This window comes from Streptomyces sp. NPDC047117 (genome assembly GCF_040643545.1).
Lineage (GTDB): Bacteria > Actinomycetota > Actinomycetes > Streptomycetales > Streptomycetaceae > Streptomyces.
In genome coordinates this window covers 42,127-55,929 of the sequence record NZ_JBEYUN010000006.1, presented here as the reverse complement: position 1 = coordinate 55,929, position 13,803 = coordinate 42,127, and the positions used below count along the sequence as shown (strand labels likewise).

The 13,803-nt window shown below is 73.3% G+C and carries 17 protein-coding genes; 13 read left to right on the top strand and 4 right to left on the bottom strand.

The window, feature by feature from the left end; genetic code table 11:
- Positions 1 to 66 precede the first annotated feature (66 nt).
- From ABZ840_RS13110 to ABZ840_RS13085, 6 genes are all read left to right on the top strand, one after another.
- Positions 67 to 678, top strand: a complete 612-nt coding sequence (locus ABZ840_RS13110; protein WP_361557927.1) for a hypothetical protein — start codon at positions 67 to 69, stop codon at positions 676 to 678.
- Positions 679 to 798: 120 nt separating this feature from the next.
- Positions 799 to 1,398, top strand: coding sequence for a chemotaxis protein CheB (locus ABZ840_RS13105; RefSeq protein WP_361557924.1), 600 nt, complete (start codon positions 799 to 801; stop codon positions 1,396 to 1,398).
- Entirely contained in the window at positions 1,398 to 3,263 is a 1,866-nt protein-coding gene (locus ABZ840_RS13100) for a CheR family methyltransferase (protein ID WP_361557921.1), read from the top strand. Before ABZ840_RS13105 ends, ABZ840_RS13100 begins: the two co-directional genes overlap by 1 nt.
- Before the next feature lie 26 nt (positions 3,264 to 3,289).
- Complete coding sequence (locus ABZ840_RS13095) at positions 3,290 to 4,135, top strand: GAF domain-containing protein (RefSeq protein ID WP_361557918.1); 846 nt, start codon at positions 3,290 to 3,292, stop codon at positions 4,133 to 4,135.
- A gap of 56 nt (positions 4,136 to 4,191) precedes the next feature.
- Positions 4,192 to 4,950, top strand: a complete 759-nt coding sequence (locus ABZ840_RS13090; RefSeq protein WP_361557915.1) for an ANTAR domain-containing protein — start codon at positions 4,192 to 4,194, stop codon at positions 4,948 to 4,950.
- Positions 4,951 to 5,157: 207 nt separating this feature from the next.
- On the top strand, positions 5,158 to 5,613 hold the full coding sequence (locus ABZ840_RS13085; protein WP_361557912.1) for a TerB family tellurite resistance protein: 456 nt from the start codon (positions 5,158 to 5,160) through the stop codon (positions 5,611 to 5,613).
- 27 nt (positions 5,614 to 5,640) lie between these two features.
- Here ABZ840_RS13085 and ABZ840_RS13080 read toward each other — a convergent pair whose 3' ends face one another.
- Both ABZ840_RS13080 and ABZ840_RS13075 read right to left on the bottom strand, forming a co-directional pair.
- Positions 5,641 to 5,904, bottom strand: a complete 264-nt coding sequence (locus ABZ840_RS13080; RefSeq protein WP_361557909.1) for a twin-arginine translocase TatA/TatE family subunit — start codon at positions 5,902 to 5,904, stop codon at positions 5,641 to 5,643.
- A 50-nt stretch (positions 5,905 to 5,954) separates the two neighbouring features.
- Positions 5,955 to 6,791: a hypothetical protein gene (locus ABZ840_RS13075; protein ID WP_361557907.1), complete on the bottom strand. Its 837-nt coding sequence runs from the start codon at positions 6,789 to 6,791 to the stop codon at positions 5,955 to 5,957.
- 162 nt (positions 6,792 to 6,953) lie between these two features.
- Here ABZ840_RS13075 and ABZ840_RS13070 point away from each other — a divergent pair, with 162 nt between their 5' ends.
- Positions 6,954 to 7,418 (top strand): BlaI/MecI/CopY family transcriptional regulator, encoded by a 465-nt coding sequence (locus ABZ840_RS13070; RefSeq protein WP_361557904.1) that lies wholly within the window; start codon positions 6,954 to 6,956, stop codon positions 7,416 to 7,418.
- A 3-nt stretch (positions 7,419 to 7,421) separates the two neighbouring features.
- Positions 7,422 to 8,360 (top strand): M56 family metallopeptidase, encoded by a 939-nt coding sequence (locus ABZ840_RS13065; protein ID WP_361557902.1) that lies wholly within the window; start codon positions 7,422 to 7,424, stop codon positions 8,358 to 8,360.
- Positions 8,361 to 8,435: 75 nt separating this feature from the next.
- Here the strand turns inward: ABZ840_RS13065 and ABZ840_RS13060 are convergent, their stop codons facing one another.
- Positions 8,436 to 9,014: a TetR family transcriptional regulator gene (locus tag ABZ840_RS13060; RefSeq protein WP_361557899.1), complete on the bottom strand. Its 579-nt coding sequence runs from the start codon at positions 9,012 to 9,014 to the stop codon at positions 8,436 to 8,438.
- Positions 9,015 to 9,111: 97 nt separating this feature from the next.
- On the opposite strand from ABZ840_RS13060, the gene ABZ840_RS13055 reads away from it, so the two are divergent.
- The 5 genes from ABZ840_RS13055 to ABZ840_RS13035 all read left to right on the top strand — a co-directional run bounded on the left by ABZ840_RS13055 (position 9,112) and on the right by ABZ840_RS13035 (position 12,969).
- Entirely contained in the window at positions 9,112 to 10,650 is a 1,539-nt protein-coding gene (locus ABZ840_RS13055; RefSeq protein WP_361557897.1) for an FAD-dependent oxidoreductase, read from the top strand.
- Positions 10,651 to 10,707: 57 nt separating this feature from the next.
- On the top strand, positions 10,708 to 11,043 hold the full coding sequence (locus ABZ840_RS13050; RefSeq protein WP_361557894.1) for a YnfA family protein: 336 nt from the start codon (positions 10,708 to 10,710) through the stop codon (positions 11,041 to 11,043).
- A gap of 98 nt (positions 11,044 to 11,141) precedes the next feature.
- The gene (locus tag ABZ840_RS13045; RefSeq protein WP_361557891.1) at positions 11,142 to 11,888 is read left to right on the top strand and encodes an SDR family oxidoreductase; all 747 of its coding nucleotides are present in this window, start codon (positions 11,142 to 11,144) and stop codon (positions 11,886 to 11,888) included.
- 147 nt (positions 11,889 to 12,035) lie between these two features.
- Positions 12,036 to 12,440: a VOC family protein gene (locus ABZ840_RS13040; RefSeq protein ID WP_361558787.1), complete on the top strand. Its 405-nt coding sequence runs from the start codon at positions 12,036 to 12,038 to the stop codon at positions 12,438 to 12,440.
- Positions 12,441 to 12,522: 82 nt separating this feature from the next.
- Positions 12,523 to 12,969, top strand: a complete 447-nt coding sequence (locus ABZ840_RS13035) for a peptidoglycan-binding domain-containing protein (protein WP_361557888.1) — start codon at positions 12,523 to 12,525, stop codon at positions 12,967 to 12,969.
- A 72-nt stretch (positions 12,970 to 13,041) separates the two neighbouring features.
- On the opposite strand, the gene ABZ840_RS13030 is transcribed toward ABZ840_RS13035, so the two are convergent.
- Positions 13,042 to 13,770, bottom strand: a complete 729-nt coding sequence (locus ABZ840_RS13030; protein ID WP_361557885.1) for an ANTAR domain-containing protein — start codon at positions 13,768 to 13,770, stop codon at positions 13,042 to 13,044.
- Between the last annotated feature and the right edge of the window lie 33 nt (positions 13,771 to 13,803).

Below are 13,803 nucleotides of genomic sequence, written 5' to 3'. Positions count from 1 at the left end.
ACGGGGGAGGTCTCTGAGACGATGATCGGGTTGCGCGGCTGAGGCTGCGAGTGGTCGGGTGGAGATATGCATCGCGGTGGCGAACTGGGCGAAGGGACCGATGACCGGGGCCCGGAGCGCGCCCGGCGTGGCCGCCACCGCCGAGCGGAGTACAGCGGCGAGCAGGACCGTGCGGAGCAGAGCGGCGCCCCTACCAGCGGCGCGGAGAACAACAGCGGGACCAGCGGCAGAGGCGGGCGCATGGGGGTGACCTACAAGTACTTCGGCGCTCCCGACGGCGCCACGGCGGCCCGGGTGCCCATCTCGATGCGCCCCGAGGAGCTGGGCGGCGACGAGCTCGGCATGGGCGGGATGTTCACCAAGATCAAGCCGGAGACCATGGCGGCGATGGTGCTGACCGGCATCGAGGGCATACCCCTCTCCAAGGTCCCCCCGCTGGAACTGGTCGTCCTGCACCCCGACTACGCCGTGGTCAAGCTCCCCATGACGGTCGTCGACCCGCTGCGCGGCGTCGGCGAGGAGTCGGTGGGCGCCGCCGCCTTCATATGGTCCACGGTCCCCGACCGCGGCGGCCCGCGCGACGCCTTCGCCGTCTACCGGCTCCTCCACGAATGGCAGGACTTCTCGCACCGCCTGCACGAGGCCGGACATCAGGCGTACTGCCTGGTGTGGCCCTGACGGACGGACCGCGCACGCCGCCCGCACGGTACGGCGCGGACGGCGCGATCCCCGTCCGGGCCGCACACGAAGGCCGTTCGCTCCTCGCCACCGCCGCCTCCCGGGATTAGGCTCACTGGTGTGACCGCAGAAGAGACCGCAGCGGACCACTTCGCCGTCGTGGCGGTCGCCTCCTCGGCCGGCGGCATCCACGCCCTGTCCACCCTCGTGGAACAGCTGGACGCCGAGCTGCCGGTACCCGTGCTCGTCGTCCAGCACCTCGACCCCCGGCACAGCACCGTCATCGCCGGGGTGCTGAACCGCCGTACGCGCCTCGAGGTCAAGCTCGCGGAGGACGACGAGCGCATTCGGCCGGGCATCGTCTACGTGGCCCCGCCCGACCACCACCTCCTCGTGAACGCCGACGGCGTCCTGTCGCTCTCCCGCAGCAGCATGGTCCACTTCGTACGGCCCTCGGCCGACCTCCTCTTCGAGTCGGTGGCCGGTGCCTACGGCGCGCGCGCCATCGCCTGCGTGCTGACCGGCACCGGCCGGGACGGCGCCATGGGCGTGGACGCGGTGAAGTCGTGCGGTGGCACCGTCATCTGTGAGGACCCGGGCACGGCAGAATTCAGCGGAATGCCGGAGGCGGCCGTGGGAACGGGTGCGGTGGATTTCGTGCTACCTCTGGAGGAAATCGCCACGGTGGTCCGTGGCTTGGTCGAGGTCAAGAGGCAGTGATGGGCGAGACGCGCGAAGTGGAGACCGACGAGGAGCTGGAAGGGCTGCTCACCTTCCTGAGAGACGCGCGCGGTTTTGACTTCACGGGGTACAAGCGGTCTTCCCTGACCCGGCGCATCCGCAAGCGGATGACGGACGTGGAAGTGGGCTCCTACGCCGACTACCGGGACATGCTGGAGACCAGCGCCGAGGAATTCAACGCCCTCTTCAACACCATCCTGATCAACGTCACCTCCTTCTTCCGCGACGCGGACGCCTGGACGTACCTCCAGCGCGAGGTGCTGCCCGATCTGGTGTCCCAGGCCACTCCCGGCGACGAGATCCGGGTGTGGAGCGCGGGCTGCTCCACCGGCGAGGAGGCGTACTCGCTCGCGATCATGCTCGCCGAGACGCTGGGGGTGGACGAGGCCCTGGAACGCGTCAAGATCTACGCGACCGACGTCGACGAGGAGGCGCTGCGGGACGCGCGCGCCGGCCTGTATCCGGCGAAGGCCCTGGAGTCGCTGTCGCCGGAGCTGCGCGACAAGTACTTCGTCGAGAACGGCACGCAGTTCAGCCTCCGCTCCGACCTGCGCCGCCGAGTGATCTTCGGCCGGCACGACATCACCCGCGACGCCCCCATCTCCCGGCTGAGCCTGCTGGTGTGCCGCAACACGCTGATGTACTTCAACGTCGAGGCGCAGACCCAGATCGTCGACCGCTTCCACTTCGCTCTCAAGGAGGGCGGCTTCCTCTTCCTCGGCAAGGCCGAGATGCTGCTCAACGACGCCGACCGGTTCGAAGTGCTGAGCATGCGGCAGCGGGTCTTCCGGCGCCGGCCGGGCGACACGGGGCTGCCGTACTCGCCGACACCGCTGCGGATCGGGACGGCCTCGGGCCAGGAGCTGAACTCGCTCGCCCGCAACCGCCAGCTGCGCGACCTCATCCTGGACGCGACCCCGGCCTCCTCGCTCGCCGTCGACCTCGCCGGCACCGTCGTAATGATCAACAGCCACGCGCGGGCGCAGTTCGCGCTCACCACCAACGACATCGGCCGCCCCTTCCAGGACCTGGAGATCTCCTACCGCCCGGTCGAGCTGCGCTCCCTGATCGAGCAGGCCGTCCACGAACGGCGGACGCTGCGCGTCAACAGTGCCGAGCGCCGGGTCGGCGAGGAGACGCAGTTCTTCGACATCCTGATCCAGCCGCTGGTCACCCCCAACGGCCTGCCCACCGCCACACACATCACCTTCACCGACGTCACCGTCTCCACACAGCTGAAGTCCGAGGTCAAGCGGGTGCGCGAGGAGCTGGAGACCGCCTACGAAGAACTCCAGTCCACCAACGAGGAACTGGAGACCACCAACGAGGAACTCCAGTCGAGCATCGAGGAGCTGGAGACCACCAACGAAGAACTCCAGTCCACCAACGAGGAACTGGAGACCACCAACGAAGAACTCCAGTCGGGCAACGAGGAACTGGAGACCATGAATGAGGAGATGCGCATCCGCACCGCGGAGCTCGACGAGGCCCGCGCCTTCCTCGAAGGCGTCCTGACCAGCGTCGCCGCCGGAGTGGTGGTGCTGGACAGCGAGGCGCGGGTCAAGAGCTGGAACCGCGGCGCCGCCGAGCTGTGGGGGCTGCGCCCCGACGAGGTCGAGGACAGGGAGTTCTTCTCCCTCGACTTCGGGCTGCCGGCGGAACAGCTGCGGAACGCGGTCCAGAAGTGCCTGCAGACCGGGTACCGCACCGGCCCCGTCGAGCTGCCCGCCGTGAACCGCATCGGCCGGTCCATCGACTGCACCGTCGTGTGCTCCCCCTTCGACGGATACAACGGCGGCGTCGTCCTGTTGATGGAAGAACAGAGTCCCGATCCGGCCGTTTGACGCGCGGAACGGCGTACGCTGTCGCCATGGACACCGGCAGCCCGTCGGGAGACTCAGCGATCGCCTGGCGGCGCATGACCAGGGCGCTGCAAAGCGCCGCGCGCGCTGAGGCGTTCGCCGAGCAGTACGAACGGCTCTTCCTGGAGAGCGGCCAGGTACGCCACGCCGAACTGGCCGACAGCCACCGCCGGACGGCCAACCGCCACCGTTCCTCGGCGCGTCTCCAGGAGAAGTTCGCCCGCCGGCTGATGGCCCGGTCCGGCCCGCAGGACACCCAGCCGCTCTTCATGAGCGTGGTCGCGGACGCCTGCGGCACCGACAGCGCCGCCCTCACCCTGGTCGGGTCCGACCAGAGCCAGCTCGCCGTGGCCGCCTCCGACGAGGGGTCCCGCGCCGCCCAGGACCTGGAGTACGTCCTGGGCGAGGGGCCGGGCACGGACGCGGCGGCCGGCCGCCGCCGGATCTCCGCGGCGGGCCGGTCCCTTGAGCGGTTCTGGCCCGTTTACGGCCCGGCCGTCACGGCGCTCGGCTTCGGCGAGGTGATCGCCGTACCCTTGAAGACGCCCGGCGGGTGCCTGGGCTCGCTGGCGGTCTTCGACCCCCGGCCCGGCACCGCCACGACCACGGCCGTCGCCGACCTCACCGAGGCGCTGGTGCGGTCGATGCTCATCGGCCCGGACGCCGACCCGGAGTTCTACGGCGGGACGGACCACCGGGACGCCGTGCACCAGGCCGCGGGGATGGTGTCCGTACAGGAACGCTGTCCCGTCAAGGACGCCCTCGCGCTGATCAAGGCAAGGGCCTACGCGGACGGGATACCCGTCAACGTGATGGCGGAGCGGATCGTGAGCGGGGAGTTCCGTCTTGCCTGAGGGGCAAGGATGGCGCAAAGTTCGCAGAACGCTGCGACTCGCCTGAAGGGGGCGTCATGACGACACCGGCACAGCAGATCGCCGACGTGTTCGTGGAATTGTCCGGAGGAAGCGCGGGCACGCCCTTGGAGGCCCCTGAGTTGCTGGCCACACTCGTACGGTGCGGCCCGGACCTCCTCGGTGTGCACGCGGTCGGCACGGTCGCCACCGTGGACGCGCGCGCCGAGCCGCACATCGCCGGCTCCGAGGACGGTGCACAGCTGCTGAAGCGTGAGGCCGTGAAGTGGTCCGAGGGCCCCGGCACGGAGGCCCGCCGCAGCGGCCGGGCGCTCCTCGACGTGGCACTGGACAGCGAGGCGGCCAGGCGGCGTTGGCCGCGGTACACCCCGCGCGCGCTGGAGCTGGGGTACACCCGGGTCGCCGCCTTTCCGCTGCGGTCCCGTGAGCGGCCGCTGGGTGCGCTGGTCCTGCTCGGCTCCCCGGCGGACGCCCCCATGTCCGAGGAGACCGGGGCGCTCGCCCAGTCGCTGGCGGACTTCACCGCGTTGGCGCTGATACGCGGCCATGAGCTGCAGGAGAGCCGGGCGCTGACCGGCCAGCTGGAGCACGCGCTGGTGAGCCGCGTGATCATCGAGCAGGCCAAGGGGGTGCTCGCCAACAGCTGCGGGCTCTCCATGGACGCTGCCTTCGCGCTGCTGCGCGGTCATGCCCGCGCCCACCGCCGGGTACTGAGCGATGTCGCGCACGACGTGGTCGAGGGCCGCCTGCGGCTCGGCGGCGACGGCCCGGACGGCTCCGCGGCCCCGCGGCGCTGACCGGGAGGGCTCCGGAAGGCTCCTCGCCCCCGGGCACCTTTCGCCCCACAAGCACGTTGAGCATCACGACGGACACCGCCGCTCCGGACTTCGGGGCGGGGGACCGCCGGCCCTCCGGGGCGGCCCATGCCGTCAACTTCTACACCCGTGTAGATTTCAGCTCTGCGCAGCCGTGCGCAACGGACGAGGGATGACGAGGAGATTCACATGGCTCTGTGGGACCGGATCAAGGATTCCGCGCAGACGATGCAGACTCAGCTGGTCGCGAAGAAGAACGACCTGAAGAGCGGCGCCTTCCGGGACGCGAGCATGGCGATGTGTGCGCTGGTGGCCGCGGCGGACGGCACCGTCGACCCGTCCGAGCGCCGCCGGGTGGCGCAGCTGATCATGTCGAACGAGGTGCTGCAGAACTTCGCGGCGGACGACCTCCAGCGCCGCTTCGACGGCTACCTCGACAAGCTCATCGCCGACTTCGACTTCGGCAAGGTGAGCGTCATGCAGGAGATCGGCAAGGTGAAGAAGAAGCCGACCGAGGGCCGGGCCGTCATCCAGATCGGCATCGTCATCGGCGGCGCCGACGGTGACTTCGACAAGACCGAGCAGGCCGTCGTGCGCGACGTCTGCTTCGCGCTGGACATCCCGCCGGCCGAGTTCGACCTGTGACGGACGGCCGGGCGCGGCCCGCGGCGGTCAGCTGCGGGCGCCCGGCTCGCCGGTCGTACGGGGCGCCTCGTCGTCCGTGCGGGAGCCGATGACGTCGCCGGGCCGGGCGCGGATCGTGCGCGGCGGCGGGCCGTCGTCGTCCGGGTGGACGCCGTCCTTCATCGCCCGGGTCTCGCTCTTCAGGATGCGGGTCGCCTTGCCGGCGGACCGTACGAGGTCGGGCAGCCGCTTGGCCGCGAGCAGCACGATGACAACGATGAGGAGCAGTGCGATCTCACTGATCCCGAACATCCCCGGTCCTCTTTTCCCCCTCCGCACGGAGGGCATCACGAGCGTACTGGTCAGTGCCGCGGCCCGGAATCGGGCCCGCTGAAGTCGGGCCCCGCGTAATCCGGGCTCGCGTAGTCGCCGCTGGCGTAATCCCCGCTCGCATACCGCCCGCTCGCGTAGTCGGGCGCCGCGAAGTCCGGGCTGCTGTAGCCGGGCCGGGTCCGGGAGCCGGTCTCCCGGGCGGGTGCGGTCGGCGGGCCGGACCTGAGCTGCCGCTCCAGGTGCGGCACGATCCCGCGCTCCAGCAGCGCCAGTTGCCAGGCCTCGCGCGCCCGCCGCAGCCGCTCGCCGGGCGCGTCGGCGCCGGACGCCCGGTGCCGGGCCGCGGTGCCGAGGAGCCCGGCGACGCCACAGGCCAGGGACGCCGCGGTGAGCACCACGGAGACCTGCCCGGCGGTGATCAGGGCGTCCGCGAGCGCCCGTTGCGAAGCGGCCGGCCGCAGCAGGTAGCCCAGCAGGAAGAAGACGGCGGACGCCACGGCGGCCAGGCTCGGCACCAGCACACCGAGCAGGGGCAGCAGCCCGCGCCACTTCCCGGCACCGCCCGCACCGGCCCCGCTCCCGGCGCCGCCCGCGCCGCCACCGGCCGTGCCGTCGGCGGTGCCACCCGCGGCATCTCCTGCGGTGCCCTCGCGGAGGCCGAGGTAGGTCCGGTACTCCGGCGCGGCCGCCTCCGCGAGCAGGGCGGCCTCGGCGAGCGCGCCGGTCCGCAGCCGCCTGCCGAGCTCTCCGGTGCGGTCCGCCCGCACTGCCCGCGCGATCTCACCGGTGCTCAGCGCCCGGTCCACCAGCCGTTCCACGTCCGCCGCGTCCCGTGCCCGCAGCCCTTCCCCCGGTAACCGCGCCATCACTTCCCCCGCTTCTCACCCCGTGCCCTGACCGTTGAATCTACAGCACTGTAGAAACAAGGCGCGCGGTCCGGGCGTACGCGGCGGGCTTCCCTCAGTACGATGGCCGCCCCACGGACGTACGAGCACACGTGCGGGCGGGCGGCGGAGGGAGACGGCGGAGTGGACCGCGGAGCGGGCAGGCGAGCGGGCGAGGGACGGCACGAGCGCGACCCCCGCGGACGCCGGCGCGGCCAGGGCGAGCTGGAGGCCCAGGTCCTGTCGGTGCTGCGGCTGTCCTCGGGCCCGGCGACGGCGGCCTGGGTGCAGGAACGTCTCGACGGCGACCTCGCCTACACCACCGTCATGACCATCCTCTCCCGGCTGCTGGCCAAGGGGGCGGTCACCCGCGAGCGGCTGGGCCGCGCCTTCGTGTGGCAGGCCGCGTCCGACGAGGCCGGGCTCGCCGCGCTGCGCATGCGCCGGGTGCTGGACGGGGAGACCGACCGGGAAGCGGTACTGGCCAGCTTCGTCACGGCCCTCTCCCCCGACGACGAGCGCCTGCTGCGCGGCCTGCTCCACGAGGCGTCGGACGCTCCCGCGGGGCCCGGCGGGACCGGCGCGCCGGAACAGACGCCGGAGGGCTGACCCGTGGGCGTGTTCGTCTTCCTGCCCCTGGTCCTCCCCCTCACCGCCTGGCCGGTCGCGCGCCTGGCCGAGCAGCATCTGCACCCCCGCAGCGCCACCCGGCTGCTGGCCGGGGTCGCCGCCGTGCTGGCCGTGTGCAGCACGCTCTGCCTCGCCCTGATCATGGTCGTCGGCACCGCCCAGCTCCCCGGCAACCCGCTGCCCGACGGCTGGTCCGACCCGGAGGTCCGCGCCGCCGTCCCGTACGACGAGGTCGCGGGGAAGGCCGCGATCCCGGCGCTGCTCGCGGTGGCCGTGGCGGGCGGCCGCACGCTCCGGCGCCATCTGCGCGTACGCCGCCGCGCTGCCCGCGCGCTGGCGGGACTGCCCGGCTCGCCGGTGGCGGTGCTGCCGGACACCGCGGCGTACGCGTACGCGCTGCCGGCCCGGCGTTCCGGTCGCGGCCGGATCGTGGTCTCCACGGCGATGCTGGCGCTGCTGGACTCGCGCGAGCGGCGGGCCCTGTTCGCGCACGAGCGGGCGCACCTGACGGGACGTCACCACCGTTATCTGCTGGCCGTGCAGCTCGCGGCGCGGGCCAATCCGTTCCTGCTGCCGCTGCGTACGGCGACGGAGTTCTGCACCGAACGCTGGGCGGACGAGGAGGCGGCGCGTGCGGTCGGCGACCGCCGGGCCACGGCCCGCGCGGTGGGCAAGGCCGCCCTGGTCACCGGCGGCTCCCCGCTCGCGGGGCTGGCGTCGTTCGCCGCGCCGGGCCCCGTGCCGCGGCGGGTGGCCGCACTGCTCGGCCCCGGGCCGCCGGCCCGCAGCCTGCCTCCGGCGCTCACCCCCGCCGGGCTGGCCACCCTCGTCGCGGCGGCCGGCACCCTCGCCTCGGCCCTCTCCTCCGTCAACGCCACGGTCGCGCTCTTCCTCGTCCTCCAGGCGGCCACCCCGCTGTGAGCACGCCCGGCGCCGCCGCGGGTCGCACCCCGCTGCCGTGAGCACGCCCGGCGCCGCGACGGATGCGGCCCGCCCTCAGGGCCGCTCCGCCGTCAGGTACCGCTGCACCGTCGGCGCCAGCCAGGCGACGACCTCGTCGTGGCCGAGCCCGACGGCGGGCGGGACCCGTACGACATAGCGGGCCAGCGCCATGCCCACGATCTGCGAGCCGATCAGCACGGCCCGGACCGGCGCCTCGTCCGGCACCGGGCAGACCGCCGCGATCACCGGCCCCAGCTGGTCCCGGAAGATCGACCGCAGGCGCTCGGCGCCCGCGTCCACCGTGACGCCGACCCGCACCATCCCGGTCAGCCGCTCGTCGCTCTCCCAGACGGCCAGGAAGTGGCGTACCAGCCGCTCCCCCAGCTCGGAGCGGTCCACCGCGGACAGGTCCGGCATCCGCAGGTCGATCTCGGTGGCGGCGAGGAACAGCCCCTCCTTGTTGCCGTAGTAGCGCATGACCATGGACGGGTCGATGGCGGCGTCCCGGGCGATGGCCCGGATGGTCGCGCGTTCGTACCCCTCGGCGGCGAAGCGGTCGCGCGCCGCGGTGAGGATCGCCGCCCGGGTCGCATCGGAGCGGCGGGGCCGCGCTGAGGGCTCGATGTCAGCCATGTCAACAAGCGTAGGCCAACAGCTGTTGACACGCCAGGGCTGCAGTCGTACGTTGCCAACAAGCGTTGACCAACGACCGTTGGCACAGGAGGCGGCCATGTCCCGCGAATCCGGCACCACGACCCGCACCACAGCCCCGCACCCCACCTCCGACGTCCTTGTCGTCGGCGCCGGCCCCACCGGCCTGCTGCTCGCCGGCGACCTCGCCGAGGCCGGCCTCGACGTCACCCTGCTGGAGCGCCGCGCCCCGGGGATCAGCAACCTCACCCGCTCCCTGGTCGTGCACGCCCGCACCCTGGAGCAGTTCGACTCCCGCGGCCTGGCCGATGACGTGATCGCCACCGGGCATCCGGTGACCTCGCTCCAGCTCTTCGGCGACGTACGGATGGACCCGACCGGGCTGCCCACGCGCTACCCGTACGTCCTGGTCACACCGCAGTTCGAGGTCGAGCGGGTGCTGGAGGAGCGGGCCCGCAAGGCCGGCGTGACCTTCGCGTACGGCAACGAGGTCACGGCGGTCCGCCAGGACGCGGACAGCGTCACGGCCACGGTCCGCACCACGGACGGCGCCACCGGCGAGTACCGCGCGTCCTACCTGGCCGGCACCGACGGCGTGCACAGCGGCGTGCGGCGGGCACTCGGCCTGCCGTTCCCCGGCAAGGCCGTCATCCGGTCGGTCGTGCTCGCCGACGTACGGCTCGCCGAGCCGCCGGCCGAGCCGCTCGTCGCCAAGGCGGACGGCGACGCCTTCGCGCTCGTCGCGGGGTTCGGTGACGGCTGGTTCCGGGTGATCGCCTGGCACCGCCACCGGCAGACCGACGACCGCGCGCCGGTGGACCTGGCCGAGGTCCGCGAGCTGACCCGGCTCGCGCACGGCACCGACTACGGCCTCCAGGAGGCCCGCTGGATGTCCCGCTTCCACAGCGACGAACGGCAGGTACCCGAGTACCGCGTCGGCCGGGCCTTCCTCGCGGGCGACGCGGCCCACGTCCACTCCCCGGCCGGCGGCCAGGGCATGAACACCGGCCTCCAGGACGCCGCCAACCTCAGCTGGAAGCTGATCGCGGTGCTGCGCGGCCGGGCCACGGACGAGCTGCTGGACACGTACCACGCCGAACGCCACCCGGTGGGCCGCGCGGTCCTGCGCTCCAGCGGCGCGCTCATCCGCTTCGCCCTGCTCCAGACCCGCGCGCAGCGCGCCGCCGCCGTGCTGGTGGGCCAGGTCGTCAAGCGGCTGCCGCCGGTGACGCGCCGCGCCGTCGCGCAGGTCTCCGGCATCGGCATCGCCTACCGGCGCGGCCGCGGCGACCACCCGCTCACCGGCCGGCGCGCGCCCGACATCCGGCTCGCCGACGGCAGCCGCCTCTACGAAGTGCTGCGCGGCAACCGCTTCGTGCTCATCACCCCGGCGTACGAGACGCCGGAGCTGGGCGGCCGGGACGAGACCCGCCTCGCGCACGGCACGTGGCGCGGCCACCGGCGCACCGCGCTGCTCGTCCGCCCCGACGGCTACATCGCCTGGGCCACGGACACCATGGACCGCGCGGCCCGCGCGGACGCCCTGGCGGCGGCCCTGCTGCGCTGGACGGGCCCGGCCGAGCAGCAGCCGGCCGCGGCGGCACCGGCCCGGGGGTGAGCGCCAGGGCCGGCGCCGCGGCGGTGCCGGTCCGGGCGGCCCGCATACGCTGCCGGTATGTCGATCTTCCGCTCCGCCGTGCTCTTCGTCCTCGCCGCGTTCCTGGAGATCGGCGGCGCCTGGCTGGTCTGGCAGGGCGTGCGGGAGCACCGCGGCTGGGTGTGGGCGGGCGCCGGCGTACTGGCCCTGGGCGCGTACGGGTTCGTCGCCACGCTCCAGCCGGACGCCGACTTCGGCCGCATCCTGGCCGCGTACGGCGGTGTCTTCGTCGCCGGGTCGCTGGTCTGGGGCATGGTCGCGGACGGCTACCGGCCCGACCGCTGGGACCTCACCGGCGCCCTGGTCTGCCTGGCCGGCATGGCCCTGATCATGTACGCGCCGCGGGGGCGGTGACGGCCCGGCGGACCTCCCCGGCCCCGGGCCGGCTGCGCATATTCTGATCGCGTACCGCCCACTCGTACACCCGTACGTCCGTACGCCGAGGAGCACGTATGACCGCCGCCCGTACCGCCGTAGTCACCGGAGCGAGCAGCGGCATCGGTGCCGCGACCGCCCGGAAGCTCGCCGAGGCCGGATACCGCGTGATCCTCGTCGCGCGCCGCAAGGACCGCCTCGAAGCGCTGGCCGCCGAGCTGCCGCACGCCGAGGCGTACGCCCTGGACGTCACCGACCGCGCCGCCGTCGACGCCTTCGCGGCCTCCCTGGACCGCTGCGACGTCCTGGTCGACAACGCGGGCGGCGCGCTCGGCACCGACCCGGTGGCCACCGCCGACCCGGCCGACTGGCGCACGATGTACGAGGTCAACGTCCTCGGTGTGCTGAACGTGACCCAGGCGCTGCTGCCCGCGCTGACCGCCTCCGGCGACGGCACGGTCGTGGTCCTCTCCTCCACCGCGGGCCACGGCACGTACGAGGGCGGCGGCGGTTACGTGGCCGCCAAGCACGGCGCGCACGTCCTCGCCGAGACGCTCCGCCTGGAGCTGTGCGGGCAGCCCGTACGCGTCATCGAGGTGGCGCCCGGCATGGTCCGCACCGACGAGTTCGCGCTCACCCGCTTCCGCGGCGACGAGGCGAAGGCCGCCAAGGTGTACGAGGGCGTCGCCGAGCCGCTGACCGCGGACGACGTGGCCGACACGATCGCGTGGGCGGTCACCCGGCCCGCCCACGTCAACATCGACCTCCTCGTCGTCCGCCCCCGCGCGCAGGCCTCCAACACCAAGGTCCACCGCGAGGCCTGACGTATGCCCGGGTCCTAGGACCATCGTCCCGGGCCGCCCGTCCGGCACGGAGGCCGAACGGCCGATGTGCGGTCCGCCGGCCCGCGGATACGGTCCCGGTGTCCGCATCCCAGCGAAGGAGCCACCATGCGCGCCGTCCCCGCTCCCGTGACCGTCACCGCCTTCGACCACCTGGTCCTCAACGTCGCCGACGTCGAACGCGCGCTGGACTTCTACTGCGGGCCGCTGGGCCTCGAACCGGTCCGGGTGGACGAATGGCGGGCCGGCGAGGTGCCGTTCCCCTCGGTACGGGTGAGCCCGACGACCATCATCGACCTGGTGTCGGCCCCGGACGCCGCCGGCGAGGACGGCGCTCCGGCCCGCGCCAACGTCGACCACCTCTGCCTGGTCGTCGCGCCGCTGGACTGGCAGCAGGTCGTCGACTCCGGCGTGTTCACCGTCGTCGACGGCCCCGGCAAGCGCTTCGGCGCCCGCGGCACGGCCGAGTCCCTCTACGTGCGCGATCCGGACGGCAACACCGTCGAGCTGCGCTGGTACCCCGTGGACGCGTAGGGCACACCACCGGCGACGGACCTTCACAAGATCCACAACGATCACGCCACATGATTTTCCACCCGCGGGGCACGGGACCCGCGTGAGCACTTTCCGTATCCCCACCCCCCGTTTCCGCAGGCCCGGCAGGGCCCTCAAGCGCGCGGCCGTCCTGGCCGCGGGCGCGGGCCTGTTGACCACCGGCCTGCTCGCCACGCCCGCCTCCGCCGCCATGGGCGACAACGTCGTGCACGGCCCGGCGGCGTGCGCCTTCTCCGAGAACCGCGGCGCCGTGGCCCTCGGCGAGGCCGGCGACCAGGTCTCCCAGATCCAGTGCCTGCTGGCCAACCGCCAGTACCTGGGCTGGAACAACCTCAACGGCACCTTCGACGCCAACACCCTGGCGGCCGTGGCCCACTTCCAGGCCGACCACGGCCTCGCCCCCGACGGCGTGGTCTCCCCGACGACCTGGGACGCCCTGTACAAGGCGGGCCTGCCGGCCGGCCCCGTGCAGTCCCCGGGACAGCCGGAAGCCCAGCCGGCGGTCTGACCGCACACCCGCCACGTCCGAGAGGGCCGGATCCCACCCGGGGTCCGGCCCTCTCGCCGTCCCGCCCGGGTATCAGTCGGCGGACGGCACGTCCGGGGTCTCCCGGCGGGCGATGACATCGCGGGCCACCTCCAGGAGGGGCCGGCCGCTGCTGAACGCCTCGGTACGGATCGCCAGCAGCGCCTCGTCCAGGGAGATCCGGAGGCGCACGGAGAGCATCCCGGTGGCCTGGTGGACCTCGGCGCGGTGCAGCGCGGCGAGGTCGGCCAGCGGGTCGCGCCGGCCCCCGGCGGCGGGCACGCCGCCCAGGAGCAGATACGTCGCCGAGTCCGTAAAGGCCAGCGCGTCGCGGTACTGCTGGGGGCCGAGCGCCCCCGGGCGGGTCCGGTAACCGGCGAAGACGCCCAGCTGGATGGCGCCGATCCGCAGCGAGAACGCGAAGAAGGCACCGGCCCCCACGTGCAGCGCGTCGGGCAGGAACACCGGCCAGCGGGTCTCGGGCGTGCGGGCGAGGTCCGGTTCGAGGACGGCCCGGTTGTGGTGGGCGCACTCCAGCGACGGCCCTTCGCCCAGGGTGTACTGGAGGTCCTCCAGGGCGGCCCCGAGGGTGTCGGCCGGTGCGTGCCAGATCAGCTCCAGGCTCCGGCCCCGGGTCAGGGCCGAGACGGTGACACCGGTGAGCCCTAGCGTCTCGGCGCACCGGTCCGCCGGCACCTGGGCCAGGCCCGGCGCGGCGGGGGCGAACATGGCGAGGACGGCCGCCATCTCGGGGCTGACCGGGTCCTCCGGGCTCATCGGCATCGGATCTCCGCATCAGGAGTGCGGAAGCGGCGC